The following is a 26,041-nucleotide window of genomic DNA, read 5'->3' as shown; positions in this document are numbered from 1 at the left end:
GAGGAAGGCCATGGCGCGTGGGAGTGCCGGCCGTGTGCACGGGTGTTCCAGCTGAAGATGATCGGACTGCGGGTGAATGTTGAGTGAGTATCCAATGAGCGCAGATCTGAAGACCTTGGCCGAGGAGGCCAACGAACGACTAGCCGACGCCTCGGCGCAGGAAGTGCTGGCGTGGGCGCGGGAGACCTTCGGTGACGAACTGGTGGTGACCGCCTCGATGGCAGACGGGGCACTGCCCCACCTCGCGGCCGAGGCGGCCCCCGGTGTCGACGTGCTGTTCCTCGACACGGGTTACCACTTCGCCGAGACGATCGGCACCCGGGACGCGGTGGCGGCGACGCTGCCGATCCACCTGATCAACGGCACTCCCAAGCAGACCGTCGAGGAGCAGAACGCGGAGTACGGCGAGAAGCTGTACGAGCGCGAGCCCGACAAGTGCTGCGCACTCCGCAAGGTCGAGCCGCTGAACCGGTACCTGTCCGGCTACAAGGCCTGGGTCACCGGCATCCGCCGCGAAGAGGCGCCGACCCGCGCCAACACCCCAGTGATCGAGTACGACGCCAAGCGGGACATGGTCAAGCTCAACCCGATCGCTCCGTGGACCCAGGACGACCTGGACACCTACATCACGGACAACGGCGTACTGGTCAACCTGCTCCAGTACGACGGTTACCCGTCCATCGGCTGCGAGCCGTGCACCCAACGCGTCGCCCCGGGCGAGGATCCCCGCAGCGGCCGCTGGGCCGGTCAGGGCAAGGTCGAATGCGGGCTCCACACGTGACCGCCGTCGTCGAGGTGCCGCCGGTCACCGAGCTGGATGCCCTCGAGAGCGAGTCCATCTTCGTGTTTCGTGAGGTGGCGGCGGAGTTCGAGCGGCCGGTGATTCTCTTCTCCGGCGGCAAGGACTCGATCGTCATGCTGCACCTGGCCCGGAAGGCGTTCGCGCCGGCCGCGGTGCCGTTCACGCTGCTGCACGTGGACACCGGTCACAACTTCGCCGAGGTCCTGGACTACCGCGACGCGACCGTCAAGGCCTTGGGCCTGCGGCTCGAGGTCGCGAGCGTCGAGGACTACATCGCCGACGGCCGGCTGCGCGAGCGCACCGACGGCACGCGCAACCCGCTGCAGACGATTCCGTTGCTCGATGCAATCAACGGGCACCGGTTCGACGCGGTCTTCGGCGGCGGCCGCCGCGACGAGGAGCGGGCTCGCGCGAAGGAGCGGATCTTCAGCCTGCGCGACGAGTTCGGCCAGTGGGACCCGCGCAACCAGCGGCCCGAGTTGTGGTCGCTGTACAACGGCAAGCACAAGCCCGGTGAGCACGTGCGGGTGTTCCCGCTGTCCAACTGGACCGAGCTGGACGTGTGGAACTACATCGACCGCGAAGGCATCGAGCTGCCGAGCATCTACTACGCCCATGAGCGGGACGTGTTCGAGCGCGACGGCATGTTGCTTGCCGTCGGCCCCTACTCGCAGCCGCGCGCGGACGAGACCGTCGTACGGCGAATCGTCCGCTACCGGACCGTGGGTGACATGTCCTGCACCGGCGCGGTCGCCTCGACCGCGGCGTCGCCGGCCGAGGTGGTCGTCGAGGTCGCGGCCAGCGAGCTGACCGAACGCGGCGCCACCCGCGCCGACGACCGGGTCAGCGAGGCCGCCATGGAAGACCGCAAGCGCGAGGGGTACTTCTGATGAGCACCCAGCGACAGCTCGTCCGCCTCGCCACCGCGGGGTCGGTCGACGACGGCAAGTCCACCCTGGTCGGCCGGCTGCTGCACGACTGCAAGGCGATCCTGGCCGACCAGCTCGCGCACGTGAAGACGGTGTCCGAGGCACGCGGTGGTGACTTCGACTTCGCGCTGCTCACCGACGGCCTGCGGGCCGAACGCGAGCAGGGCATCACGATCGACGTCGCCTACCGGTACTTCGCGACCGACAAGCGCTCGTTCATCCTGGCCGACTGCCCGGGGCACGTGCAGTACACCCGGAACACCGTGACCGGCGCGTCCACCGCGGACGTGGTGATCATCCTGGTCGATGCTCGCCACGGTGTCCTCGAGCAGACCCGGCGGCACCTGGCCGTAGCCGGTCTGCTCCGCGTGCCACACGTCGTCCTCGCGGTGAACAAGATCGACCTCGTCGGCTACGACGAGGCCGTCTTCACCAAGATCGCGGCAGACGTCAACGAGGTCGCCGACCAGCTCGGCATCGCCGATGTCCAGGCGATCCCGGTCTCCGCGCTCGGCGGGGACAACGTGGTGGAGCGCTCCGATCGGACCCGCTGGTACGACGGACCGACGCTGCTCGAGCTGCTCGAGAACGCCTCCGGCCGGATCGACAACTCGCACCAGCCGCTGCGGTTCCCGGTCCAGTACGTGATCCGGCCGCAGACCGATGCCTACCGCGACTACCGGGGCTACACGGGAACCGTTGCCTCCGGCACCGTTTCGGTCGGTGACGAGGTGATCGTGCTGCCGGCCGGCCGGCGTACGTCGATCGCCGGCATCGACCGGCCCGTCGTCACCGCGACCACGACCGCGGTCGCCGAACGACCGTCCGCGGTCGCCGGCGAGGCGGTCACCGTGCGGCTCGCCGACGACATCGACGTCGCCCGCGGCTCGGTGATCGTGGCCGCCGAGGCCTCCCCCGGCACCCGCCGCGAACTCGCCGCCACCGTGTGCTGGCTCGCGGACCGCCCACTGACCGTGGGTGCCCGCGTGCTGATCAAGCACACCACCACCACTGCCCAGGCGATCGTCACCAAGATCACCGGGGCGCTGGATCTGGACACGCTCGGCGTCATCGACGCCGCCGAGCTCGCACTGAACGACATCGGCAAGGTGCAGCTCAAGGTCGCCGCACCGCTCGCCGCCGACCCGTACTCCAGCAACACCATCACCGGATCGTTCCTGCTCATCGACGCCCACGACGGATGGACACTCGCAGCCGGAATGATCGACGACGAAGAAGGGGAACTGCTATGACTGCGCCAGCTCTCGTAGTCCTCGCTCACGGCAGCCGCGATCCGCGGTCGGCCGCCACCGTCCACGCCCTGGTCAAGTGCCTGCGTGACATGCGTGACGACCTCCGGATCGAAGCCTCCTTCCTCGACCACTGCCCGCCCACGCCGTACCAGGTGATCGGCAAGCTCGCCGCCGAGGGCGTGGAGGAAGTCGTCGTCCTGCCGTTGCTGCTGTCGTCCGCGTTCCACGCCCGCGTCGACGTCCCGGCCGTCGTGGACGAGGCGCGTTCGCGGTTCCCGGGGCTGCAGATCATTGCTTCGGACGTGCTCGGGTACGACGCGACGCTGCTCGACGTACTGGATCGCCGGATGCGCGCCGAGCTCAAGGACGGTCGCGTGCGCGAACTGGACGCGCTCGTGCTGGCATGCGCCGGATCGAGCGACTCGCAGGCGAACGCGAGCGTCACCCGGCTCGCGCGGCTGTGGGGTCAGCGGCACAAGCTGCCGGTGACGGCGGCCTTCGTCTGCGCCGCGTCGCCGTCGCCCGCCGAAGCCGTGCTGCAGTGGCGCCTCGAGGGTCGCCGGCACGTGGCCGTCGGGTCGCTCTTCCTGGCTCCCGGCGTACTGCCGGACCGCGCCGAGTCGACCGCCCGCCGCGCTGGGGCGGTGGCGGTCTCGCGGCCATTGGGCGTGAGTGCCGAGGTCGCCCGGCTGGTTCTGCTCCGGTACGGCGTCGCGGGCCTGGACCTGCTCACGCTGGCGCCTGCGCCGCGTCCGGTCATCGCTCGGCCGGAGTTGGTCCGCACTGCATAGTCGCTCTTGCTTGACTGAAGGAGGCGTCCCTTACGGGGCGCCTCCTTCGTCTTTTCTGGCTTCGATAGCGTGATATCTTGCTAGCTATGGCGAAGGACGGGACCAAGAACATTCTGTTGCGGCTGGATCCGGAGTTGGCGGACCGGCTGCAGACGGTGGCGTCGGTGGAAGGGCGGTCGGTGTCGGACGTCGCGCGGGAGGCGATCATCGCGCTGGTCGACCAGCGACGGCAGGACACGCAGTTCAGTCGGCTGCTGGAGGAGAATCTCGCGCGGCACGAGGAGTCGCTGCGGCGGCTCCGTGGAGACGACTGATGCGATACCTCAGTCGGTACGACGTGCTCGCGGTGGTGGCTCGCATCTTGCAGTGCGAGTCGGAGGACGCCGTACGACGAACCGATCTGGACACGGTCACCCGTGTCCTGGACGACGTACGACTGGCCGGCGGGTTGGCCGAGGCGGCTGGGGTGTTACTGGCGGGACTGGTACGGCGACGACCGTTCGGCGGGGCGAATCGGGTCGTGGCGATGGCGGTGGTGCTGCAGTTCGTCTCGCTGAACCGGGCCGAGCTGCGGTTGGAGCCGGTCGCGGAAGTCGACGAGTTGCTGGACGGCGTTGTCGCTGGGGGCCTCACGGATCGGGAGGTCGGTGCGTTCATCGCGGCCCGGCTGTCGTCCGGATCGGCGTCGTCCAGATCGGTGTCGGCCGGGGAGCTGCAGGACCATCTCCGGCTCGACCTCGACCTGATGATCGAGAACGCGGTGCAGGACATCGAGGACGAGTGGTACGGAGGGGTGCAGATGTTCGAGAGGTTCAGTGAGCCGGCGCGGCACGTCGTGGTCCTGGCTCAGGAGGAAGCGCGCGGGCTCGGGCACGACTACATCGGGACCGAGCATCTGCTGGTCGCGTTGATCGAAGAGCGTCACGGCATCGCCGCGAAGGTGCTCGCCGGGGAGGAACCGCGGTCGTCGCACTCCGCGGCGGGTGGGATCACGGCGGAGAGTGGGATCAGCGCCGCGAGCGGGATCACCGCTCCCGCGGTCCGCGACCTGATCGTGGAGATGTTGGGGCGTGGCCGCGGGTCAGGCAGGGCGGTCCCGTTCACGCCGCGAGCGAAGACCACGCTCGAGTATGCGTGGGACGAGGCCCGGCGGCGCGACTGCGAGAAGCTCGACACCGAGCACCTGCTGCTCGGGCTCCTGCGGGACGGCGAGGGCGTCGCCGTACAGATCCTGACGAAGCTCATCTCGGATCCCGACCAGCTGCGCCGGAAGGTCCAGGACTGGATCGACCACCGGCAGCGCGTCGAGACCGCGGTCACCGGCATGCTCGCCGACGACAATCCCGGCTGGGCCGCGTTCGGCCGTCGCCACCACCTGCTGGCCGAGCTGAACGCCGTGCTCGACGAGAACGAACGGCTGCACGAGCAGGTCGCGCGACTCCGCGACCTGCTGCGCAGGCATGACATCGATCCGGGCTAGCTGAAGGTCAGGTAGGCGGCGACGAGCAGAAACCACAGGTTGGTGCTGGTGAGGAACAGCCGCTCGAACAGGCCGAAGACCCTGCGCAGCTGCGGGATCATCGCGATGACCAACAGGATCAGCGACACCATGGCGATCAACTGCAGCACGTGCAGCAGGCCGTGGATGGAGTTCCACGGGTCGATCGATGTGAGCTCGGGGGTCATGCCCGCGATGGCCGAGTAGGTGGCGGCGAAGGCGAGGATCGCGAACAGGTAGTGCAGCCGACCGTTCCGGGTCAGCCGCTGCCCTTCGAGGTCGGTCGGGAAGCGGAGGATGGCGATCCGGAAGACCGGGATGAGGTAGAGGCAGACCAGCTCGAAGACGGAGACCGTCGGCGTACCGGGCTCCAGCGTGAGGGCGACAGCCAGGCACAGGATGCCGACTGACGACGCCGCGCCGGCGATCCGGAACAGGCCGGCGTAGCGGCCGACGCCGTAGTCGCTGACGGCATGACCGATCGGGCTGTACCCGGTCGGCAGGACATGCAGCGTGACGAAGATGCACAGGTAACCGGCCATCCCCAGGGCGGCCACGACCGCGAAGAGCGTTTCCATGCGGCCAACTCAAGCACCCTGGGGTGTCAGCCGACTCAGGTTTCGGCGAGGCGCTTCTTCTCGGTCTCGACGTTGAAGTCGGCCTCGGGCCACTCCGGGTTGAGCGACTTGAGAGTCTCGAGCAGCAGCGTGGTGATGGCCCAGTTGCGGTACCACTTGCGATCGCTGGGGATGACGTACCACGGCGCCTCGGGCGTGTTACACCGCTCGATCGCCGCGTGGTACGCGTCCATGTAGTCCGGCCAGAGCTCGCGCTCGTCGACGTCCCCGGGGTTGTACTTCCAGTACTTGGTCGGGTTGTCGAGCCGCTCCTGCAGCCGGATCTTCTGCTCCTCCGGCGAGATGTGCAGGTAGCACTTCAGGATCGTCACACCGCTCGCGGCGAGCTGCGCCTCGAAGTCGTTGATCTGGCCGTAGCGCTTGTTCCACACGGTCGGCGTCACCAGCTCACGCACCCGCGCGATCAGCACGTCCTCGTAATGCGATCGGTCGAAGATCCCGATCAGCCCGTGCGACGGCACCGCCTGCCGGATCCGCCACAGGAACCCCCGCCGCTTTTCAGCCGGCGTCGGCGCCTTGAACGACGTGATCTTCAGCCCCTGCGGATCCATCAGCCCCGCGCCGTGCCTGATCACCCCGCCCTTGCCGGACGTGTCCATCCCCTGCAGCACCAGCAGCACGCTGCGCTCACCACCCTTACGCCCCTCGGCGAAGAGCCGCTCCTGCCAGTCCGAGATCTCGGTGCCGAGAGCCTCCATCGCCACCCGACCGTCGTCCTTGCTCCCGCCGAACCCGGTCGTGGCCCGCGTGTCGTAGTTCGTCAGGTCCACCGGGCCGGCCGGCACCCGCAGTTGTTCGAGCAGCCCGCCGTCCTTCTGACCCTTCTTCTGCTTCGCCATCAACCCATCGTGCCTCATCCGCGCCGGGATTCAGCGGAGGTCAGTCGCTTCGCGGGTCAACGCGATCAGGCGGGACAGCGCTCTGAGGTACTTCTTCCGATAGCCGCCCTTGAGCATGTCGTCGGAGAACAGGTGGTCGAGAGGCACGCCGCTGGCCAGCAGGGGAAGGTTCCGGTCGTACATCCGGTCGGCGAGCACCACCATCCGGAGTGCGACGTTCTCGTCGGTGAGCGGGCGGATGTCGGTGATGCCGACGGTCGTGATGTCGTCGAGGAGAGCGCCGTACTTGCTGGGGTGCAGCTCGGCCAGATGCCGGTGCAGGTCGACGAAGTGGTCGCAGGATGCGCCGGGTCGTTCGGCGGCCGCCTGTTCCACTTGCTCGTCCGACCACGGCTCGGGAGCCTGCGGGAGGCCGCGATGGCGGTAGTCCGGCCCGTCGATCCGCCGTACGTCGAAGTGCGCGGCGAGCGCCTGGATCTCACGAAGGAAGTCGAGCGCCTGGAACCTGCCCTCTCCCAGCTTGTCCGGCAGCGTGTTCGAGGTCGCCGCCAGCTCGACCCCGGCGGCAACCAACTGCCCGAGCAGCCGCGAGATCAGCATCGTGTCCCCAGGATCGTCGAGCTCGAACTCGTCGATACAAATCAGCCGGTACGACGACAACGCCTCAACAGCCGCCCGCAGCCCCAACGCCCCGACAAGGTTGGTCAACTCCACAAACGTGCAGTACATCTTCGGCCCAGCCGCCACATGCCACAACGAAGCAAGCAAGTGCGTCTTCCCCACCCCAAACGCACCATCCAAATAAATCCCCGGCTTCCGCGCCTCCCCCGACCTTTCAGGCTTCCCGGGCTTACCCAGTGCCGGCCTGGTGGATCTGCGCAGACGGGACCAAATGCTCGGCGCCGACCGCGGCTGAGCAAGGTACTGAGCCCGCTCGATCAACACCGCAAGCGCTTCCCGCTGAGACGGCTCGTCCGGATCCGGCCGGTACGTCTCGAACCGAACCTCCGAGAACCGAGGCGGCGGCACACAATCCGACAGCAACCGATCAGCCCCAACCTCCGGCCACCGCCCACTCAACCGCACCACCATGCCCCCACCCTATGAGCCCACCCACCCCAACCCGCCCAACCACCCCAACCCGCCCGAAGCACCCCAACCGGCCCAAGCCCTCCACCACCCCGACGCTCTTCAGCACCCGCCACCCAACTCAAGCCCTTCCACCACCCGGACGCTCACCACCCCAGCTCCGCGTCCCCAAGCCGGTCCAACCCCAACCACCTCACCCCCCGAACCGGCTCGAGCATCTGCACCCCCGGCACCCCCGGCACCCCCGGCACCCCCGGCACCCCCGGCACCCCCGGCACCCCCGGCACCCCCGGCACCCCCGGCACCCCCGGCACCGGAGTATCCGGAGATGTTGGTGGGGTTTATCCGGAAATGGAGGGAAAGGTGAGTATGACCTTGACCACTTTCTTACTTTCAGTTAGGAAGTTGGGGTGAGGTACGCGAGGTGAGCGACTAGGGAGTCGGCGATGGGCGAACAGCACGTGCGGCGGCGGACGGTACTCAAGGGAGCAGTGGGCGCGCTCGGGCTGGGCTCCGCGCTCGGCACCACCTTGGCCGCCTGCGGTGGAAGCGACAGCGGCGGCACCACGAGCGGCGGGAAGGCCGTGGTCCGGATGTGGTCGTGGTACAGCGACCAGGAGGACCAGTTCCCGAAGCTGATCGAGAAGTTCCAGGCGGCGAACAGCAACATCACGATCGAGAACCGGATCTTCGGCACCCCGGACCAGTACCTGCCGGCTCTCCAGGCCGCGGTGGCGGGCGGCGACGTACCGGAGATCTTCGCGCCGCACACGCGGGCGCTGACGTACGGCACCGGCGGCATCTCTGCCGACCTGAAGAAGGAGCTCGGCGACGACTTCCTGAAGGACTTCTTCGACTCGGCCAACCAGGAGTACACCCTGGACGGCAAGCAGTACGCGGTCGGCTGGATGGCGCAGACGTTCGGCCTGTTCTACCAACCGGCGGTGCTGAAGGCGGCCGGGGTCGGCGAGGACGAGATCGAGACCTGGGACGACCTGATCGCGGCCGCGGCGAAGATCAAGGCGACCGGGAAGTTCCCGGTGGCGCTGAGCTGCAACCCGACAACGAGCTCGCTGGACTTCTTCCTTCCACTCGTAACGCAAGTTGCCGACGACCCGACCTTCTACCTCAAGCTCGACCAGCTGAAGGACGGCGCGAATTACGAGGACCCGAACGTCGTCAAGGCGATCGAGCTGCAGAAGAAGATCGTCGACGGCGGTGTCTTCCAGCCCGGTACGACGGGCACCAGCGGCGACCAAGCGCCGCAGATCTTCTACACGGGCAAGTCCGCGATGCTGTTCGATGGCAGTTGGACGCCGCAAGGGCTGAGCAAGAACGCCACCCCGGCGTTCAACAAGACGTACAAGGTGATGAAGACACCGGCGATCGCCGCGGGCAAGCGGCACTGGACCGCGAACCAGGCCGGCGCCGGCTGGGCGGTCTCGGCGAACAGCAAGAACAAGGACGCCGCGCTCGAGTTCCTGAAGTTCCTGTACGCCGCCGACCAGTACTCCCCCACGATGAACGACTCGAAGTCGATGCCGGCCACCAAGAGCGCGGCGACCCGGATCGAGCTGCCGATCATGAAGCAGCTGACGTCCTGGCTGCTCGAGGGCGATGGTTGCCCGCACATCCCGTTCGGGCCGGGCTCGGTCGCGGCCGGCGACCCCCTCGCGAAGATCTTCGACGGCAAGGGGGATCCGGCCGCGGTCGCCAAGGAGATGCAGCAGGCCGTGCAAAACGCCAAGGGCGGCTGATCGGATGGCGACAGCGCTCACCAGCAAGAACGTCCCCGCGAGCGATCAGGACAGGCTCTCGCGGGGACCCCGCTATCGGTTCGGTTCACCGCTGCGCAAATCCCAGCGGGTCGCCGGGTTCGTCTTCGTCGCACCGACGTTCGTGCTGTTCCTGGGCTTCGTGCTCTGGCCGATCCTCTACACGGCGTACCTGAGTCTCACCTCCTGGGGCGGCTTCGGCGCGCCGAGGTTCGTTGCCTTTGACAACTACAGCCGGATGCTCGGCGATCCGGTCGCCCGCCGAGCCATGATCATCACGCTCGCGCTGACCGCGGTGACCACTGTCGTGCTCACGTTCCTCGGCCTGGTCACCGCCGTACTGGTGAATGTGGTCTGGTCGAAAGTCGGCGTCGTGGTCCGGACGATCCTCTTCATCCCGGGCATCGTCTCGTTCGTCGTGTCGGCCGTGTTGTGGAAGCTGATCTACGACCCGAACATCGGCACCCTCAACCGGTTGCTCGACGCAATCGGTTTGGGCGGCCTGCAGCACCCCTGGCTTGCCGACCACAAAACCGTGCTCGCGGCAATCGTCGTGGTGACGGTCTGGGGCGGGCTCGGCTTCAACATGCTGATCTACTTCGCCGGCCTGCAGAGCATCGACCCGAACCTGTACGAGGCGGCCGCGATGGACGGAGCGAACACCGTCCAGCAGTTCCGCCACATCACCGTCCCGAGCCTGCGCGTCGTCACCGGCCTGATCGTCAGCCTGGGTCTGCTGAACGGATTCAAAGCCTTCGACGTGATCTTCGTGATGACCGGCGGCGGGCCGAATCACGCGAGCGAGGTGCTCGGCACGTACCTCTACTCGCTTGCCTTCGGCTCGACCTCGGGCTCGATCCCACAGCTCGGCTACGCCAGCGCGTTCAGCGTCGTGACCATGATCCTGTGCACGCTGGCCGTCCTCGCCCAACTCTGGCTGACCCGGAGGGCGGATCGATGAGTATCACCAACGCACGACGCCCCTGGGTTGGGAAGTCGTTCGCCACCTTCATCCTGGTGCCGTTCTGCGTGCTGATGGCGTTCCCGTTCGTGTGGATGCTGCTCACCTCGTTGCGCGATCAGAACACGATCTTCAACGGCCCCACGATCCCCCGGCACTTCACCGCCAAGGCCTACAGCAGCGTGTGGACGTCGATCGAGTTCCCACTGCACTTCTGGAACAGCCTGTGGATCACCTCGGTGACAGTGATCGGCGTACTCGTGTTCGCGACCCTCAGCGGATACGCGTTCGCCAAACTCGATTTCCCCTTCCGCAACACGCTTTTCGTCTTATTGCTAACAACCTTGATGATGCCGTCGACGGCGCTGATCATCCCGCTCTACCTCGAGCTCAAGTCGCTCGGACTGCTCGACTCGCAGGCCGGTCTGGTGATCCTCTACATCTCCGGGTCGGCGCCGTTCTCGATGTTCCTGATGCGTGCGTTCTTCCAGACGCTCCCCGATGAGCTGATCGAGGCGGCGCGGGTGGATGGCGGCAGCGAGCTGACCATCTTCCGCCGCGTCATCCTGCCGCTGACCCGGCCAGGGATCGCCACGGTGGTGATCTTCCAGTTCCTGCAAACCTGGAACGAGTTCCTGATCGCCAACACCGTGCTCCGCGACACCGACTCACTCCCCCTGCAGCCGGTCTTGTTCACGCTGATGGGGCAGTACTCCTCCAACTGGCCGGCGCTCACGGCCGGTCTCACGCTGTCCGTCGTACCGGTGATCCTCGTCTACGTGCGGATGCAACGGCAGTTCGTCGCCGGGATGATGCTCGGCGCCGTCAAGAACTGACTCCCGCGATCAAGAACCAACTCACCTGAGAGAGGTCCTATGCCGATCAAGAACGTCGTGGTCAACTGCACGGACGTGCAGCGCTCGGTCGAGTTCTACACCAAGTCCCTGGAGCTCCGCGTCATCGGCGAGCCAACGCTCGAAGGTGCACTCCTGGACGCCGTGACGGCGACCGTCGAGTTGCGGGCCGTGGGCAACGGCCGGGACCGGACCACCTGGTCTCCCGACGATCTGCAAAAAGGGTTTCGCCACATCGGCTTCAAGGTCGGCCGGGTCGACGAGCGTGCCGACGGACTGAAAGCGGCCGGTGTCGAGTTCAAGCTGGATCCACTCGATGCCGAGGGCAAGGTCCGGATCTGCTTCTTCTACGACCCGGACGGCACGCTGCTGGAGATGATCGAGGGCGACCTTCAGTACGCCGAGGTGCTTGACGCCGACGGGGTTGCGAAGGAGCGCGCGCTCGGCGTGCCGCAGCGGCCGCGGTTCGACCATGTCGCGGTCACAATCGAGGACCGGGACGCGACCAGCTCGTTCTACCGGGACAACTACGGATTCTCGTTCATCGGGACGATCGAGCAGCCGCACGACTCCCGCGGCTTCCACATCGGCTATCTCAAGGGCGGAGACACGGTCCTCGAGGTGTTCACGTACGAGGTGGAGAAGAGCTCCCGAACGCCGCAACTCGACGTGGCCGGCTTCGCGTACGCCGAGCTCGCGGGCGACCCGCCCGACCTGACCGCGGAGACGGCACCCGACGGGACCAAGGTGTACGTCGATCCCGACGGCTTCGCGTTCGCCGTAGGCTCCGAGGCATGAGAGACGACTGGCTGCGCCCCCTCGGTTCCACCGGCCTGACTGTGTCCGCGGTCTGCGCCGGCGGCAGCGGGATCGCCGGCATGCCTGCGGTCTTCGGGTACGACGTAACCCGGCAGGAGGCCGTCGACCTCGTCCTCCGCGTCTTCGAGAGCCCCCTGACCTGGATCGACACCTCGAACGGGTACGGCGATGGAGAGAGCGAACTGCGGATCGGCCAAGCCATCAAGGAGTACGGCGGTCTCCCGGACGGATTCCTGGTCGCGACCAAGGTCGATGCTCGTGGCAACGACTACTCTGGCGCCCGGGTCCGCGCGAGTGTTGCCGAGAGCAAGGAGCGGCTCGGACTCGACGAGCTGCCGCTGGTTCAGCTGCACGATCCCGAGTTCCACGACTTCGAGTCGATGCGGGATGCCGTCGACACGCTGATGCAACTGCGGGCCGACGGTGAGATCGGGCATGTCGGACTCGCCGGCGGGGACACGACCGAGCTCGGTCGGTACCTCGACCTCGGCGGGTTCGAGGTGTTGCTCGTCCACAACCGATGGAGCCTGGCCGATCACTCGGCTGGTCCCCTGTTCCAGCGAGCGGCCGACGCCGGCCTCGGCGTGATCAACGCGGCCATCTACGGCGGCGGGATTCTCGCCAACCCGCAGGGCGCGACGAAGTACGCGTATCGCGAGGCGGCTCCCGCCGTACTGGACGCTGTCGACGCGATGGACAAGGCCTGCCGCGAGTTCGGCACCGACCTCGCCACCGCGGCCCTGCGGCACTCGGTCGACAACCCGCAGATCGCCGGGACGGTGGTCGGCATCACCAAACCCGCACGCGTCGACGCGCTGCTCGAAGCGGTGAACGCGGACCTTCCGGACGAGCTACTTAACCGGTTAGGTAGCCTTCTTCCGTCGGAGCAGTACTGGGTCGAAGGCGAGGGGACACGATGACGAACGGCTTTCCGGCCGACTTCGCCTGGGGCGCGGCGACCGCGTCGTACCAGGTGGAAGGCGCGGTCGCGACCGACGGGCGCGGTCCGAGCATCTGGGACACGTTCGCGCACACACCCGGCAAGATCGCCGACGGGACCAACGGGGATGTTGCCGACGACCACTATCACTTGTTTGCCCAGGACATCGAGTTGCTGGCCGGCCTGGGGCTGAAGGCATACCGGTTCTCGATCGCGTGGTCGCGCATCGTTCCGGACGGCTCCGGCGCGACCAATCCGGCCGGACTCGACTTCTACCGGCGACTTGCCGAGACCTGCTTGGCGAACGGCGTGACGCCGTACGCGACGCTGTATCACTGGGATCTGCCGCAGGCGCTCGAGGACACGGGCGGCTGGCTCGTGCGGGACACCGCCGAGCGGTTCCGCGACTATGCGGCGATCACGCACTCGGCGCTGTCGGGCGTCATCAAGCACTGGATGACGCTGAACGAGCCGTGGTGTTCGGCGTTCCTGGGTTACGGAAATGGCGAACACGCTCCCGGACGGACTGAAGGCGCAGGCGCGCTCAAGGCGGTCCACCATCTGCTGCTTGGACACGGTCTGACGCTCGACGCGATTCGGTCGGACCAGGGCACCTATGGGATCGCGCTCAACCCTGCGCCGATCCACGCGGCGTCGGATTCGGCCGCGGATGTCGATGCGGCGCGACGGGTGGACGGGCTGCGGAACCGGATGTTCCTGGACCCGTTGCTGACCGGGACATATCCGGCAGATGTTCTCGAGGACACCGGGATGTCGGAGTGGTTCGCCGAGCAGGAGGGCGATCTCACGTCGATCTCGGCACCGCTGGACTTCATCGGCGTCAACTACTACTGCCCGACGACCGTCGCCGCCCCGGCCGGATCGATCTCCGCGGATCGTCCTTCGACGCAGCCCGGTAGCGAGAATGTTGTTGCCGTTGACACCGGTCTGCCGAAAACGCAGATGGGTTGGCCAATTCAGCCGCGCGGGCTGCGGGACATCTTGGAGACGATCAACAAGATGGCGCCGGAGCTGCCGCTGTACGTGACCGAGAACGGTTCGGCGTACCCGGATGTTCTGACTGCCGATCGGACCGTCGAGGACGACGAGCGGCTGGACTACCTGCAGCAGCACGTCGCGGTCTGCCAGGAGCTTGTGTCCGAAGGCTTTCCGCTGAAGGGGTACTTCGCGTGGACGCTGATGGACAACTTCGAGTGGGCCTGGGGTCACAGTCGTCGCTTCGGACTCGTGTACGTCGACTACACCAGCCAGAAGCGCATCATCAAGAAGAGCGGCCTGTGGCTGAGGGACTTCCTCACCAGCTGAGCGCGACTCGCGTCGAGGGTGCGATCCGGCTCGGCCGCGGCGTTCTGGTTAGCGGCCGAGTTTCTGGTGTGGGGTCAGTTGGGTGTGCAGGACCAGTGAGGCGGCCCCGAGCGCAGCGGCGCTCGGGCCGAGTTTCGACAGCTCGACGCGCGTCGGATGCATCGCGCGAACGAACGACAGCCGGTTGATCTCGGCCGCCGCGACCCGCATGTAGATGTCACCCGCCTCACTGAAGCCGGGCCCGGCCAGGATGATCTGGTCCAGGTCGAGCAAGTTCGTGATCGACAGCAGGGCTTTTGCCAGATACGTTGCCGATTCCTCGATCAGCTCCAGGCACTTGGGATCGCCGGTCGCTGCGAACCGCGCGATCTTGGCGAAGTCGGACCGCACCGACAGCGGCCGGCCACGCAGGCCGAGTCGACCGACCAGGATCCCGTCATGCTCGGCACGCCGTACGACGGCGGCCGGCGCCGCGAGGCTCTCCAGACAGCCGCGACCACCGCACCAGCAATCCGGTCCGTCGGCGTCGATGACCATGTGGCCGATCTCGCCGACGTTGGAGGACGAGCCGCGGTACACGTCGCCGTTCGTCACCAGGCCCAGCCCGAAGCCGGCCGCCATGTACACAGTCGCGAAGTCGTTTGCCGACGGGATCCGCCCGGCCCAGAACTCACCGATCGCCGCGCAGGTCGAGTCGTTCTCCACCACTATCGGGTGGTCGATCGCCGCCTGCAGTGTGTCCCGGACCGCGAATGGCTCCCAGGCGTACTTCTCGGAGTCGGTCCGCAACAACCGCGTCCCGCCCCGGCCTTGGCGTCCGGCCAACGCGACCCCGACTCCGACCAGCGTCGACGGCTCGACCTCCGCCTTGACGATCAGGTCTTCCAGCTCCTCCGTGATCCGCTTGACCGCGGTCACCGGTGCGTCCTTGCCGATCCCCCGTGACTGCAACTGCTCGATCACGCGGCCGCTCATATCGGTGACGACGTACGTCGTGCTCGGCGTATCGATCGAGATCCCGACGGCGTGCCGGGCGCGTGGGTTGAACTGCAGGAGCGTCGCGCGTTTGCCGCCGGTGGGGTCGCCGTACCCGGTCTCGATGATGAGGCCGTCGGCAAGCAACTGCTTCACCACTCGAGAGATCGACGCACCGGTCAGGCCGGACCGGTCCGCCAGGTCGACCCGGGTGACCGTGCCGCTGGAGCGGATCAGGTCCAGGATCGCGCTGTGCGTCTCCTGTGCGTTCGCGCCCTTCAGAATCCTCGCCACGACACCCCTCCCTTGGTTGGCACTTTAATACACAACGTAAGAAAGTGGGATGTGTTGACCTCAACTATTGTTGAGGTCATAGCGTCGGTGGACGTGAAGGCGATCAGATTGCATGCGTTCGGTCCGGCCGAGAACCTGGTCTACGAGGAGGTGCCGGACCCCGTCCCTGGTGCAGGGACAGTACTCGTCCAGGTCGAGGCTGCGGGCGTCCACCTCGTCGACACGGTGATCCGCGCGGGCAACTCGGGCGGCAGCCCAATCCCGGTCCCCGAGCTGCCGACGATCCCCGGCCGCGAGGTCGCCGGCCGAGTGACAGCCGTCGGCCCGGAGGTCGACCCAGCATGGATCGGCAAGCGGGTCGTGGTCCACCTCGGCATGGTCCCAGGCGGGTACGCCGAACTCGCAGTCGCCAAGGTGGAATCGCTGTACGAACTCCCCGACCACGTAGACGCCGCCCAAGCCGTCGCCACCATCGGCACCGGCCGGACCACCGCCGGGATCCTGAGCGAAGCACAACTAACCGCAGACGACGTCGTACTCATCACCGCCGCCGCAGGCGGAATCGGCAGCTACCTGATCCAAGCCGCCCGCAACACCGGAGCAACAGTCATCGGCCTGGCCGGCGGCTCCGCAAAGGTCGAACTCGTTCGCTCCCTCGGCGCGCACTTCGCGGTGGACTACCGGGACCCCGACTGGACCAACGTACTGAAGGCCGACCTCGGCGACCGCCCGATCACCGCCCTCCTCGACGGAGTCGGCGGCGAAAACGGCCAACGCGCCTTCGATCTGCTGGCCAACGGCGGCCGCGTGCACATGTTCGGCTGGTCGGCAGGCGGCGCCATCCAGTACACGGACGACGACCTGCGCTCGCGCAACCTCACCGCCGGCTGGGCCATCGGCCCCAAACTAGCCGCCCAACTCCGCACCCTCGAATCCGCCGCCCTAGAAGAAACAATCACCGGCCGCTGGCACGCCCTCATCACCCCCTTCCCCCTCCCCGAAGCCGCCGCAGCCCACCGAGCCCTAGAGACCCGCGAAACCACCGGCAAAGTCGTCCTCACCACCTGAACACTGCAATCCGCGAGCTGTTCCCTGGACACTTCCCTTCGCACGCCGCCTGCCACGTGCTCAGTCTCCAACCAGATGCAGTTCCATCGACGGGCCGGCCGCACAACGCTCAGCCAGTCGTCGGGCGTCCTTCAAGAACTCGCGATCCGAGCTCGTGTCAGCTGCAGCCAGCTCCTCATCAACCTCAGCAATGAACTGCGCCATCTCCACCGCCGTCAGAATCAAATCGCTGTACGGATCCACCCGCCCCAACATCGGCAACGAACTCCGCGAACAAATCCGCACAAACACCTCACCCCGATCCGACACAACATCCAACTGCCTCACCCGTCGTCGCCTCGAATTGGTCCCCGGCTGACTCACCTCCACCAGCACGACATCAACCCCCACGCCCGTCACTCCCCAAACGCGATGGGCTCGCCGCCCACGCCGCTGTAGCCGACCAGTCCATGTGCCTTGGCCAGATCCAGGACCTTACCGAAGTCGTTGCGCAGGCGTCCGTACGACGGTGTGAGCAGAACGTACTTCTCTGCGTCTCCCGGATTGTCCTCCAGCTCGTATTCCGCCGGGGACAACAGTCGCATGAACTCGCCTGCCGTCAGCCGGCTCTCCGCAACCGCCTCGGCCAGAATGAGGAATGGCTCCAAGGACTTCACCATTCGTCGTCATCCACATCAGGAGCTTCTGACTCTTCCTGGAGGCGGATTCGCTCGTCGTCTTCGTTCATTCTCGATCGCAGGCGTACGCCGATCTCCGCGGCCTTGGCGCGGACCTCGTCGGCCGTCAGTCGATCCGGTGGCGGATCTCCTTCGCCATCCCAGTACTCATCCGACACGAAGAACAAGTCCCGCGCCGCCACGTACTCTTCGCGCGCCAGAAATTGACACCATGAGTTCCTGAACAGCGGCCGACACAACACCTTGAACTCCCGCGCCGACAGCCGCCCCTCCCCCACCGCTTCCGCAAGCGACACAAACGATTCGGCTTCCCGCATCAAACCTCCAGCAACGCACGTATCCGTACGGCGATGGCCCCGGCCTTCTCCCGCACCTGCTCAGCCGTCAACAAGTCCGCCGGCCTCTCCCCCGGACTCTCCCAATAGTCGTCCGCGACAAAGAAAAGATCCTTCGCTGCCTCGAATCGCTCACGCGACTCGAACGACTCTGTTCCGCGCTTGAACAACGGCAAGCACAACCGCATGAATTCACCAGCCGCCAGCCGCCCTTGAGCGGTCGCCTCCGCCAGTACCAGAAACGGCTCGATGGCTTTGTCCGCAGGGATCGGCGTCACTCCTCGAACGACATTGGTTCGCCGGCTACGCCGCTGAAGCCGACTAGGCGGTGGGCCTTGGCGAGGTCCAGGATCTCGTCGAGATAGTCCAATTGCCGGTACGAAAGCGTCAACAGGACGTACCTCTGTACCTTCTCCGGGCTCTTCTCGAGGTCGAACTTGTCCGGCTCCAGCACGTCTACGACGTCCGGCAGCCGATGCAGCAGCTCCTCCCGGAACCGGACCACGTCGCTGCTGTCCGAAAGACTGTCAGCTACACCCTCGGCGAGGTCGTCGAAAATCTCCCCCGGATCTCCGAGTGCCGCCTTCCAGAAGGCGAAGTCCGTACTCACAAGGCGCTCCTAGGGATACTTGGAGGGTGCAGATCGGGCAGATCCGGGTCCGGCACAGGTCGCCAAGATACGGCCCGGCATTTGGGCCGTTCGCGGCAACGATACGTGCGCCCGGTGTCGTTCGCGCAGCTTGTTGCAGAACTCGCCGGTGGGGGTTGCCAGAGCCCGGGTTATTGGGTGCGAGGGGCGTACATGATGACGGCTACGCCTACTAGGCAGAGAGCTGCTCCTAGGAGGTCGTAGCGGTCTGGTTTGTAGTAGTCCAGGAGGACGCCCCAGGTGAGGGAGCCGGCTACGAAGATACCTCCGTAGGCGGCGAGGATTCGGCCGAAGTTGGGGTCGGGCTGGAAGGTGGCTACGAAGCCGTAGGCGCCTAGGGCAACTATTCCGGCGGCGATCCAGAGGAGGCCGCGGTGTTCGCGCCAGCCCTGCCAGATGAGCCAGGCTCCACCGATCTCGGCGACGGCAGCGACGAGGAAGAGGACGATCGAGCGGACTACGGTCACCGCGGGAGACTATCGGCGAGGGCGTCTAGTACGGCGGTCTGCGTCGGCGGGACGCTGATCCGTAAAAGAACGTGGCTGGGCATAAGTACGTGGTCGGGAATCGGCGAGAGGGTGAAGTCGAAGAACGAGCAGCACTTGGTTTCGCGAGCGATGAGGTCGGCCGCCGCAGCGCGGGACGAGGCGTCGAGGGTGAGGTCTAGGGTCTGCGGGTCGACCCGGGCAGCGTTGCGGAGGTGGTCGGCAAAGAGCTGGTCGAACTCAAGGACTCGCAGCGGTCGGTCCGCGGTCGGGAGGGTGCAGGACTCCGGGACCCAGTCGTCGGTCATGGGTCGACGGTAAACCTGGACCTGGGTACGGGATGCAAGGGTCAGTCGGTCGAGATGAGGGTGTACTCGACGGCGCCGAAGCTGACTCGGTCGCCTGGGCGGACCCGGACTGTGGTGGTGATGCGGAGGCCGTTGACGCAGGTGCCGTTCATAGAGCCCAGGTCTCGGAGCATCCAGCCGTCGTCGACGTGTCGCAGCTCGGCGTGGAAACGCGAGACGGAGATGTCGGCCATGCGTAGGGTCGCGCCGGGGCCGCGTCCGATGCGGACGGTCGGCGTACCAGGTGCCGGTAGTGCGAGACCGGGTAGCGGAACGGCTGGAGTCCGACGTATGAGCTCAGCGACCCAAGCATGAGAGGTAATCCGCGAGCGGAGACTGCGGGCCCACAGCGTGAAGCGTGGTTCGGTGCGGGGCAGGTCGCGGACGGCGTCGGCGAGTTCGCCGCGGCTTTGGGCGCGGAGGACGAAGTTCATCCGGCGGATGAAGGTGTCGTGGGACAGCCGGCCCGATCCGGCGCCTTCGCGCAGGACGGCGAGGGCACGGTCCCGCTCGGCGTCCGACGGACGCGTCCCCTCCATCGGCACCGATGTCATACCTCGAATTGTCGGTGCGACCTGGTTCACCTGTCCACCGAACCCCCGGGGGCGGCCGGGGGAATCACGGTCAGCGGTACTGAATCCGGTACGCGGCGTGGGCGTCACCCTGCGACAGCCCGAGGTTCGAAACCCCGACGACCAGGCGGTGGCCGGTCTTCAGGTTCTTGTACGTGACGTACGTCGTCCCCGCGGCGCCCTCGGAGGCGATCCGCTGCCAGCCGCCCTTGGTGGACACCGAACGCAGCGCCTTCACGGCCGCCGGTGTCGCGTAGTACGACGTCCACTTGGTGTCGCCACGGCCCCAGGCGCGGATCAGGTTGTCGGACCACTGCACCGCGTTCCAGGCGCGCGGCTCGTTGACGAACTGCACGGAGTGGGCGGCATGCCAGCCACCCGGACCGCGAAGCTCCGGCGCGGCGTTCGTCACGCCGATGACGAGATTCCCACCGCGGGCGTCGTCGTGATACGTCACATAGATTGTCCCGGCCGCGCCTTCAGACGAGACCCGGCGCCAGTGGATGCCGCCCGGCGTCGCCTGCCCGAACAGCGCCTTGACGGTCGCCGACGTTCCGTAACAGGCCGTAGTCTTCGTGTCGCCGCGACCCCAGGCACGGACCAACCGGTCCGCATAAGTACCGGGATCGAGCCGTACGACGGAAGCCCCGCACGAGGCCGCCGTCTGCGTGGAGGCCGCAGCGGCAGGCGCCGCCGAACCACCGAGCACGAACGGCGTAGCGACCGCGAGTGCGGCCGCCATTCCGCCGGCCCTGGTAAGACCCTTGATCTTCATGATCAACCTCCCGAGTTGGTCAATTCGTTCCTGCTTGTGCGACGCGCCCGGTCGCCCAAGAGTTGGGGTTGGGTCAGAATGACGGGATGCGACTGCCTGTCATGCCGCCGGTGAAGCCGATGCTTGCCAAGCCGGTGAAGGAGATTCCCCACGGGAACCTGAGCTACGAACCCAAGTGGGACGGGTTCCGGTCGATCATCTTCCGCGACGGCGACGAGGTGGAGATCGGCAGCCGGAACGAGAAGCCGATGACCCGGTACTTCCCCGAGCTTGTCGAAGCAGTGAAGGCGAATCTGCCCGAACGCTGCGCCGTCGACGGCGAGATCATCGTGATCGGTGAGTCCGGCGACCGGCTCGATTTCGAGGTGCTGCAGCAGCGGATCCACCCCGCTGCGAGCCGGGTGAACATGCTGTCGGAGAAGACTCCGGCCCGCTTCGTCGCGTTCGACCTGCTCGCTCTGGGTGACGAAGATTACATGGAGCGCCCGTTCGCGGAGCGTCGTACGGCGTTGATCGACGCGCTCGCCGGTGCGAAGGCGCCGATCCATGTCACGCCCGCGACGACCGACCATGCGACCGCCGGGCGGTGGTTCGAGCAGTTCGAGGGCGCTGGTCTGGACGGGCTGATCGCGAAGCCGCTCGACGGGCTCTACGTGCCGGACAAGCGGACGATGTTCAAGGTGAAGCCGGAGCGTACGGCGGACTGCGTGGTGGCCGGGTATCGGCTGCACAAGAGCGGCCCGGACCGGATCGGGTCGCTGCTGCTCGGGCTCTACAACGAGGACGGGACGTTGGCGAGCGTCGGCGTGATCGGTGCGTTCCCGCTTGAGCGGCGCAAGGAGCTGTTCGAGGAGATGCAGCCACTCGTGACCACGTTCGACGACCATCCGTGGGCGTGGGCCAAGCAGGAGGAAGGCGTTCGTACGCCGCGCAACGCCGAGGGCAGCCGTTGGCAGGCGGGCAAGGACCTCTCATTCACCCCGCTGCGGCCCGAGCTCGTCGTCGAGGTCCGCTACGACCACATGGAAGGCCTCCGCTTCCGCCACACGGCCCAGTTCGTCCGTTGGCGCCCGGACCGCACGCCCGAGTCCTGCACGTACGAGCAACTGGAGGAAGCAGTGAAGTTCGACCTCGCCGACGTCCTCTCAAGCGCCAAACGCTGAGACTCCTCGCCGAGCACGTACGGCGTGACTCGCGGTGGCGGCTGCATGTGGCCGGGCAGCTCGACTTGTTGCCTGATGCAACGGCTCGATCCCTCAAAGAGGCCGTCCGGGAGATTGACCTGCTTCGGGCGTTGCGGACGTACGGCCGGAGGAAACTGGATCGTTCTAGCTGACGGTGGGGTGTTGGCGAGGCATCATGGGGGTACCGACTGGTAAGAACCGGAGGTGCGCGATGTACGACGTCGTACTGCTCGTCGAACAGGAGCTGTCCGAGCCGGACGCGAAACGCGTCGTCGAGCTCCATGAGGACATGGCTGAGCCGGTGAAATATCACGTGCTCGTGCCGTGCCACAACGCGGAGGCCGGGGTCGAGGCCTCGATCAGCGCGCTCGGTACCGCGGATCTCTACGGACCAGGGCTGGCCACTCAGCGGGAAGACCTCGCCGAGGCGCAGCAGGCGATCGACAGCGAGGCCAAGAGTTGCAGCGGGCGCAGTGTGCAACGCCTTCGCGACCTCGGTCAAACCGCCGAGGGTGGGATCTCCCACGACCGCGCGATCGACGCACTGGTCGAGACCGTCAAACACGTGCAGGGACAGGAAGTCATCATTCTGACCCGTCCGCACGTCGTGGCGGAGTTCTTCCACCTGGACTGGACGAACTCGGCGCGCCGGCACCTCGGTGTACCGGTGCTACACCTGCTCGAGTACGACTCGCAAGCGAGCTCAGTGCGAGAGTAGTGCCGCGTACGTGACGCCGCCGACGAGGGCTGCGATCAGGAGGGACAGGGTGAGCCGGACCGCGCGCTCGCCGGTCTCACCGTAGTGTCGTCCGTCCTCGGAGTGATACGCGAGTTTGTACCCCGCGTACCCCGCGGCGAGGACCAAGCCGAATCTGATCACGGTCCCTCCTCCAGAACAACGGTACGCGATCAGACCCCGGCGGCAGTGCCTGATTCGGTGAACTGGGTGTGATAGAGATCGGCGTACTCGCCACCGGCGGCGAGCAATTGCTCATGCGTGCCGCGCTCGACGATGTTGCCGTGGTCAACGACCAGGATCAGATCGGCGTTCCGTACGGTCGAGAGCCGGTGCGCGATCACCAGCGACGTCCGCCCTTCGAGCGCTGTGTCGAGCGCCTGCTGAACGGCGACCTCCGACTCGGAGTCCAGGTGAGCCGTGGCCTCGTCGAGTACGACGATCTGCGGTGCCTTCAGCAACAACCGTGCAATCGCGAGCCGCTGCCGTTCGCCGCCGGACAGCCGGTGACCGCGATCCCCCACGACCGTGTCGAGTCCGTCCGGCAGTGACGACACGAGCGCCCAGATCTGCGCCGCCTTCAACGCGTCGGTCATCTCGTCCTCGGTCGCCTCGGGCTTGGCGTACATCAGGTTCGCCCGGATCGAGTCGTGGAACATGTGCGCGTCCTGCGTCACGTACCCGATCGTGTCGTGCAACGACTGCAGCGTCACGTCCCGGACGTCGTGCCCGCCGATCCGCACCGCGCCACCGGTCACGTCGTACAGACGCGCGACGAGGTTGGTGATCGTGGTCTTGCCGGCACCGGACGGGCCGACGAGCGCGACCATCTGGCCGGGCCGTACGACGAAGCTCACGTCCTCGAGCACCTGCGCCGACACGCGCTTGTCGAGGACCGCGACCGACTCGAGGCTCGCCAACGACACCTGTTCCGCTGTCGGGTAGGCGAACGCGACGTGCTCGAACTCCACGCTCGCAGAACCCTTCGGCAGGTCCTTCGCCTCGGGCGCGTCCTTGATCATCGGCTCGAGGTCGAGGACCTCGAAGACCCGCTCGAACGAGATCAGCGCCGTCATCACGTCGACCCGGATGTTCGACAGCGCGGTCAGCGGACCGTAGAGCCGACCCAACAGTGCGACCAGCGCGAGCAGCGTCCCGACGGTCAGGGTCTCGCGGACCGCGAGGTTGCCGCCAACGCCGTACACTAGAGCCGTCGCCAGCGCGGCGACCAGGGTGAGAGCGGTGAAGAACACCCGGCCGAGCATCGCGATCCGGATGCCCAGGTCGCGAACGCGGCCGGCGCGTTCACCGAAGTCCCGGTCCTCGATCGAGGGACGGCCGAAGAGCGTGACCAGCAGCGCTCCCCCGACGCTGAACCGCTCGGTCATGCCGGTCGACATCTCGGCGTTCAGGTTCATCTGCTCGCGGGTCATCGCGGCCAGCCGGCGGCCGAGGATACGGGCGGGAAGCAGGAAGACCGGCAGCATCAGGATCGCCACCACGGTCAACTGCCAGCTCAGCACGAGCATCGCGCCGACCACGAGGATCAGGCTGATGACGTTGGAGACCACCCCGGACAGTGTGGAGGTGAAGGCCTGCTGGGCGCCGATGACGTCGTTGTTCAGCCGGGAGACGAGCGCGCCCGTCTGCGTCCGGGTGAAGAACGCGACCGGCATCCGCTGGACGTGCGAGAACACCTTGGTGCGGAGGTCGTAGATCAGCCCTTCGCCGATGCGCGCGGAGAACCAGCGCTGCACCAAACCGAGCCCGGCGTCGAACACGGCGAGCAGCGCGACCACCAGAGCGAGCGCGGTCACCAGGCCGGCGTTGCCCTTGCTGATCCCGTCGTCGACGATCTTCTTGAACAGCAGCGGCGACGCGATCACCAGGAACGCCGACGCGATCACGAGCAGCAGGAACAGCGTGATGTGCACGCGATACGGCTTGGCGAATCTCGCGATCCGCGGCAGCGTGCCCTTCGCCAGCTTCTGGCTCGTCACCGACGAGTCCTGCCGCCGCCAGTTCATCGCGCCCATGGCGGGACGCCCCATGCCTGACATTCAGGCCCCTCTCTCTTCGTGAACCGTCACAACACTCGAGGTCATCCCGAACTTCCCGCAACCAATGGTTGCGCATGATGCCGGACCGAGCTACTGTCATAGGCAACCAAAGGTTGCGAAAGGGATGAATGAGATGAGAAGCATCGAGCGCGAGATCCAGGTAGACGCTACGCCCGGCGTGGTCTACGAGGTGGTCAGCTCGCCGGAGCACCTGCGCGAGTGGTGGCCGGACGACGCGGACGTGGACGCCACCCCGGGAGCAGTCGGCAGCGTCACGTTCAACGGGAAGGACGAGAAGAACGTCGTCGCGCTCACCGTCCTCGAGGCCGACCCGCCGCGCCGGTTCTCGTTCCGCTGGGACTACGACGGCGAGGCCGCGACGCCGGCCAACTCGGCGCTGGTGACGTTCGACCTGATCCCGAAGGGCGACGGCACGCTGTTGCGCTTCACCGAGACCGGATTCGACGAAGCCGGCAAGTCCGACGCGGTCTACAACGATCACGTCAGCGGCTGGGACTACTTCCTCCCCCGGATCGCGCCGTACGTCGACCGGCTGGTGTCGAGGCCGTGATCGACGACGAGCTCTGGTCCGCGGTCGGTGATCCGACCCGGCGACGGATGCTCGATCTGCTCCTCGCGAACGGCGGCGGCACCGCCACCAGCCTCAGCGAACAACTCCCGGTGACGCGGCAGGCCGTGGCCAAGCACCTCGCCGTTCTCGATCGCGCCGGCCTGGTCCACGCCAAGGCCGCGGGTCGCGAACGCCGCTACACCGTGGACGAATCACAGCTCTCCGAGGCGATCACGCAGCTCACCACCGTCACCGATGCCTGGGACCGGCGGCTGCAGCGGATCAAGCGCATCGCCGAAACCATTCAACGCACCCGCGACAACACCTGAATCACAACGAAAGGCACTCCAATGGTCGACATCCTGCACCGCATCGGCATCACGGCGTCCCCCGAGGACGTCACCAAGGCCCTCACCACGGTCCCCGGGCTCTCCGGCTGGTGGACCGACGACACCGACGGCGACGAGTCCGTCGGCGGCGTGATCCGGTTCCAGTTCCCCGTCGCCGGCGGCGGGTTCGACATGAAGGTCCTGGAGATCAAGCCCGGCGAGCTCGTCCGCTGGGAGGTCGTGGACGGTCCGGCCGAGTGGATCGGCACCGAGATCCGCTTCGACCTCAGCACCGACGGCGACTACACGATCGTCCTGTTCAAGCACGAGGGCTGGAAGGAGCCGGTCGAGTTCATGTACCACTGCAGCACCAAGTGGGGCTCGTACCTGCTGAGCCTGAAGAAGTACGCCGAAACCGGCCAGGGCGACCCGGCCCCGCGCGACCTCCAGATCAGCAACTGGCACTAGGC

General features: G+C 66.7%; 33 protein-coding genes. 18 read left to right on the top strand and 15 right to left on the bottom strand.

Going from position 1 to position 26,041, the window contains the following annotated elements; genetic code table 11:
- Positions 1–94 precede the first annotated feature (94 nt).
- The 6 genes from ACWF4Z_RS01410 (at position 95) to ACWF4Z_RS01385 (ending at position 5,255) form a co-directional block, all read left to right on the top strand.
- Entirely contained in the window at positions 95–781 is a 687-nt protein-coding gene (locus ACWF4Z_RS01410; protein ID WP_452240925.1) for a phosphoadenylyl-sulfate reductase, read from the top strand.
- A complete protein-coding gene (gene cysD, locus ACWF4Z_RS01405) occupies positions 763–1,692 on the top strand; it encodes a sulfate adenylyltransferase subunit CysD (protein ID WP_452240924.1) in 930 nt (309 codons plus the stop codon). Before ACWF4Z_RS01410 ends, cysD begins: the two co-directional genes overlap by 19 nt.
- Positions 1,692–2,984 carry a sulfate adenylyltransferase subunit 1 gene (locus tag ACWF4Z_RS01400; RefSeq protein ID WP_452240923.1) on the top strand — a complete coding sequence of 431 codons (1,293 nt, stop codon included), beginning with the start codon at positions 1,692–1,694 and terminating at the stop codon, positions 2,982–2,984. The genes cysD and ACWF4Z_RS01400 overlap by 1 nt, the downstream gene beginning before the upstream one ends.
- The gene (locus ACWF4Z_RS01395; protein WP_452240922.1) at positions 2,981–3,775 is read left to right on the top strand and encodes a sirohydrochlorin chelatase; all 795 of its coding nucleotides are present in this window, start codon (positions 2,981–2,983) and stop codon (positions 3,773–3,775) included. Before ACWF4Z_RS01400 ends, ACWF4Z_RS01395 begins: the two co-directional genes overlap by 4 nt.
- Positions 3,776–3,861: 86 nt before the next feature.
- Entirely contained in the window at positions 3,862–4,089 is a 228-nt protein-coding gene (locus ACWF4Z_RS01390) for a ribbon-helix-helix protein, CopG family (RefSeq protein ID WP_452240921.1), read from the top strand.
- A complete protein-coding gene (locus ACWF4Z_RS01385; protein WP_452240920.1) occupies positions 4,089–5,255 on the top strand; it encodes a Clp protease N-terminal domain-containing protein in 1,167 nt (388 codons plus the stop codon). The genes ACWF4Z_RS01390 and ACWF4Z_RS01385 overlap by 1 nt, the downstream gene beginning before the upstream one ends.
- Here ACWF4Z_RS01385 and ACWF4Z_RS01380 read toward each other — a convergent pair.
- Genes ACWF4Z_RS01380 through zapE form a run of 3 tightly spaced genes read right to left on the bottom strand, consistent with a single transcriptional unit; the run spans position 5,252 to position 7,842 of the window.
- Complete coding sequence (locus ACWF4Z_RS01380; RefSeq protein WP_452240919.1) at positions 5,252–5,851, bottom strand: DUF998 domain-containing protein; 600 nt, start codon at positions 5,849–5,851, stop codon at positions 5,252–5,254. The genes ACWF4Z_RS01385 and ACWF4Z_RS01380 overlap by 4 nt on opposite strands.
- 35 nt (positions 5,852–5,886) lie before the next feature.
- Complete coding sequence (locus ACWF4Z_RS01375) at positions 5,887–6,750, bottom strand: PPK2 family polyphosphate kinase (protein ID WP_452240918.1); 864 nt, start codon at positions 6,748–6,750, stop codon at positions 5,887–5,889.
- A 30-nt stretch (positions 6,751–6,780) separates the two neighbouring features.
- Positions 6,781–7,842 (bottom strand): cell division protein ZapE, encoded by a 1,062-nt coding sequence (gene zapE / locus ACWF4Z_RS01370; protein ID WP_452240917.1) that lies wholly within the window; start codon positions 7,840–7,842, stop codon positions 6,781–6,783.
- Positions 7,843–8,285: 443 nt separating this feature from the next.
- On the opposite strand from zapE, the gene ACWF4Z_RS01365 reads away from it, so the two are divergent.
- From ACWF4Z_RS01365 to ACWF4Z_RS01340, 6 genes are read left to right on the top strand one after another with little or no spacing between them, the layout of a single operon-like run.
- Positions 8,286–9,596 (top strand): ABC transporter substrate-binding protein, encoded by a 1,311-nt coding sequence (locus ACWF4Z_RS01365; RefSeq protein WP_452240916.1) that lies wholly within the window; start codon positions 8,286–8,288, stop codon positions 9,594–9,596.
- Positions 9,597–9,600: 4 nt separating this feature from the next.
- Entirely contained in the window at positions 9,601–10,575 is a 975-nt protein-coding gene (locus ACWF4Z_RS01360) for a carbohydrate ABC transporter permease (RefSeq protein WP_452240915.1), read from the top strand.
- Positions 10,572–11,411 carry a carbohydrate ABC transporter permease gene (locus ACWF4Z_RS01355; protein WP_452240914.1) on the top strand — a complete coding sequence of 280 codons (840 nt, stop codon included), beginning with the start codon at positions 10,572–10,574 and terminating at the stop codon, positions 11,409–11,411. Before ACWF4Z_RS01360 ends, ACWF4Z_RS01355 begins: the two co-directional genes overlap by 4 nt.
- Before the next feature lie 39 nt (positions 11,412–11,450).
- A complete protein-coding gene (locus ACWF4Z_RS01350; RefSeq protein ID WP_452240913.1) occupies positions 11,451–12,227 on the top strand; it encodes a VOC family protein in 777 nt (258 codons plus the stop codon).
- The gene (locus ACWF4Z_RS01345; RefSeq protein WP_452240912.1) at positions 12,224–13,168 is read left to right on the top strand and encodes an aldo/keto reductase; all 945 of its coding nucleotides are present in this window, start codon (positions 12,224–12,226) and stop codon (positions 13,166–13,168) included. Before ACWF4Z_RS01350 ends, ACWF4Z_RS01345 begins: the two co-directional genes overlap by 4 nt.
- The gene (locus tag ACWF4Z_RS01340; protein ID WP_452240911.1) at positions 13,165–14,514 is read left to right on the top strand and encodes a GH1 family beta-glucosidase; all 1,350 of its coding nucleotides are present in this window, start codon (positions 13,165–13,167) and stop codon (positions 14,512–14,514) included. The genes ACWF4Z_RS01345 and ACWF4Z_RS01340 overlap by 4 nt, the downstream gene beginning before the upstream one ends.
- Positions 14,515–14,562: 48 nt before the next feature.
- Here the strand turns inward: ACWF4Z_RS01340 and ACWF4Z_RS01335 are convergent, their stop codons facing one another.
- Positions 14,563–15,783 carry an ROK family protein gene (locus ACWF4Z_RS01335; protein ID WP_452240910.1) on the bottom strand — a complete coding sequence of 407 codons (1,221 nt, stop codon included), beginning with the start codon at positions 15,781–15,783 and terminating at the stop codon, positions 14,563–14,565.
- Between the two features lie 93 nt (positions 15,784–15,876).
- Between ACWF4Z_RS01335 and ACWF4Z_RS01330 the strand changes: the two genes are divergently transcribed.
- Positions 15,877–16,851 (top strand): zinc-binding dehydrogenase, encoded by a 975-nt coding sequence (locus ACWF4Z_RS01330; protein ID WP_452240909.1) that lies wholly within the window; start codon positions 15,877–15,879, stop codon positions 16,849–16,851.
- A 60-nt stretch (positions 16,852–16,911) separates the two neighbouring features.
- Here ACWF4Z_RS01330 and ACWF4Z_RS01325 read toward each other — a convergent pair whose 3' ends face one another.
- The 9 genes from ACWF4Z_RS01325 to ACWF4Z_RS01285 all read right to left on the bottom strand — a co-directional run bounded on the left by ACWF4Z_RS01325 (position 16,912) and on the right by ACWF4Z_RS01285 (position 20,691).
- Positions 16,912–17,094, bottom strand: a complete 183-nt coding sequence (locus tag ACWF4Z_RS01325) for a hypothetical protein (RefSeq protein WP_452240908.1) — start codon at positions 17,092–17,094, stop codon at positions 16,912–16,914.
- Positions 17,095–17,246: 152 nt separating this feature from the next.
- Positions 17,247–17,510, bottom strand: coding sequence for a hypothetical protein (locus tag ACWF4Z_RS01320; RefSeq protein WP_452240907.1), 264 nt, complete (start codon positions 17,508–17,510; stop codon positions 17,247–17,249).
- Positions 17,504–17,845: a hypothetical protein gene (locus ACWF4Z_RS01315; protein WP_452240906.1), complete on the bottom strand. Its 342-nt coding sequence runs from the start codon at positions 17,843–17,845 to the stop codon at positions 17,504–17,506. The genes ACWF4Z_RS01320 and ACWF4Z_RS01315 overlap by 7 nt, the downstream gene beginning before the upstream one ends.
- Positions 17,845–18,141: a hypothetical protein gene (locus tag ACWF4Z_RS01310; RefSeq protein ID WP_452240905.1), complete on the bottom strand. Its 297-nt coding sequence runs from the start codon at positions 18,139–18,141 to the stop codon at positions 17,845–17,847. The genes ACWF4Z_RS01315 and ACWF4Z_RS01310 overlap by 1 nt, the downstream gene beginning before the upstream one ends.
- The gene (locus ACWF4Z_RS01305; protein ID WP_452240904.1) at positions 18,138–18,473 is read right to left on the bottom strand and encodes a hypothetical protein; all 336 of its coding nucleotides are present in this window, start codon (positions 18,471–18,473) and stop codon (positions 18,138–18,140) included. The genes ACWF4Z_RS01310 and ACWF4Z_RS01305 overlap by 4 nt, the downstream gene beginning before the upstream one ends.
- Before the next feature lie 170 nt (positions 18,474–18,643).
- Positions 18,644–18,979 (bottom strand): YnfA family protein, encoded by a 336-nt coding sequence (locus ACWF4Z_RS01300; protein ID WP_452240903.1) that lies wholly within the window; start codon positions 18,977–18,979, stop codon positions 18,644–18,646.
- On the bottom strand, positions 18,976–19,305 hold the full coding sequence (locus ACWF4Z_RS01295; protein ID WP_452240902.1) for a hypothetical protein: 330 nt from the start codon (positions 19,303–19,305) through the stop codon (positions 18,976–18,978). The genes ACWF4Z_RS01300 and ACWF4Z_RS01295 overlap by 4 nt, the downstream gene beginning before the upstream one ends.
- Before the next feature lie 41 nt (positions 19,306–19,346).
- Complete coding sequence (locus tag ACWF4Z_RS01290; RefSeq protein ID WP_452240901.1) at positions 19,347–19,898, bottom strand: FHA domain-containing protein; 552 nt, start codon at positions 19,896–19,898, stop codon at positions 19,347–19,349.
- Between the two features lie 70 nt (positions 19,899–19,968).
- Positions 19,969–20,691: a hypothetical protein gene (locus ACWF4Z_RS01285; protein ID WP_452240900.1), complete on the bottom strand. Its 723-nt coding sequence runs from the start codon at positions 20,689–20,691 to the stop codon at positions 19,969–19,971.
- An 86-nt stretch (positions 20,692–20,777) separates the two neighbouring features.
- Between ACWF4Z_RS01285 and ACWF4Z_RS01280 the strand changes: the two genes are divergently transcribed.
- Both ACWF4Z_RS01280 and ACWF4Z_RS01275 read left to right on the top strand, forming a co-directional pair.
- Positions 20,778–21,854: an ATP-dependent DNA ligase gene (locus tag ACWF4Z_RS01280; RefSeq protein ID WP_452240899.1), complete on the top strand. Its 1,077-nt coding sequence runs from the start codon at positions 20,778–20,780 to the stop codon at positions 21,852–21,854.
- Between the two features lie 232 nt (positions 21,855–22,086).
- Positions 22,087–22,593, top strand: a complete 507-nt coding sequence (locus tag ACWF4Z_RS01275) for a hypothetical protein (protein ID WP_452240898.1) — start codon at positions 22,087–22,089, stop codon at positions 22,591–22,593.
- Here ACWF4Z_RS01275 and ACWF4Z_RS01270 read toward each other — a convergent pair.
- On the bottom strand, positions 22,579–22,755 hold the full coding sequence (locus tag ACWF4Z_RS01270) for a hypothetical protein (protein ID WP_452240897.1): 177 nt from the start codon (positions 22,753–22,755) through the stop codon (positions 22,579–22,581). The genes ACWF4Z_RS01275 and ACWF4Z_RS01270 overlap by 15 nt on opposite strands.
- 29 nt (positions 22,756–22,784) lie before the next feature.
- A complete protein-coding gene (locus ACWF4Z_RS01265; RefSeq protein WP_452240896.1) occupies positions 22,785–24,671 on the bottom strand; it encodes an ABC transporter ATP-binding protein in 1,887 nt (628 codons plus the stop codon).
- A 124-nt stretch (positions 24,672–24,795) separates the two neighbouring features.
- Here ACWF4Z_RS01265 and ACWF4Z_RS01260 point away from each other — a divergent pair, with 124 nt between their 5' ends.
- From ACWF4Z_RS01260 to ACWF4Z_RS01250, 3 genes are read left to right on the top strand one after another with little or no spacing between them, the layout of a single operon-like run.
- Positions 24,796–25,242 carry an SRPBCC family protein gene (locus ACWF4Z_RS01260; RefSeq protein ID WP_452240895.1) on the top strand — a complete coding sequence of 149 codons (447 nt, stop codon included), beginning with the start codon at positions 24,796–24,798 and terminating at the stop codon, positions 25,240–25,242.
- Positions 25,239–25,571: an ArsR/SmtB family transcription factor gene (locus ACWF4Z_RS01255; RefSeq protein ID WP_452240894.1), complete on the top strand. Its 333-nt coding sequence runs from the start codon at positions 25,239–25,241 to the stop codon at positions 25,569–25,571. Before ACWF4Z_RS01260 ends, ACWF4Z_RS01255 begins: the two co-directional genes overlap by 4 nt.
- Before the next feature lie 21 nt (positions 25,572–25,592).
- Positions 25,593–26,039 carry an SRPBCC family protein gene (locus ACWF4Z_RS01250; RefSeq protein WP_452240893.1) on the top strand — a complete coding sequence of 149 codons (447 nt, stop codon included), beginning with the start codon at positions 25,593–25,595 and terminating at the stop codon, positions 26,037–26,039.
- Positions 26,040–26,041: the final 2 nt, after the last annotated feature.

It is taken from the genome of Kribbella sp. NPDC055071 (genome assembly GCF_053608045.1).
Note: the sequence above shows the minus strand (reverse complement) of the source record. Positions and strands in the feature narration are given on the sequence as shown.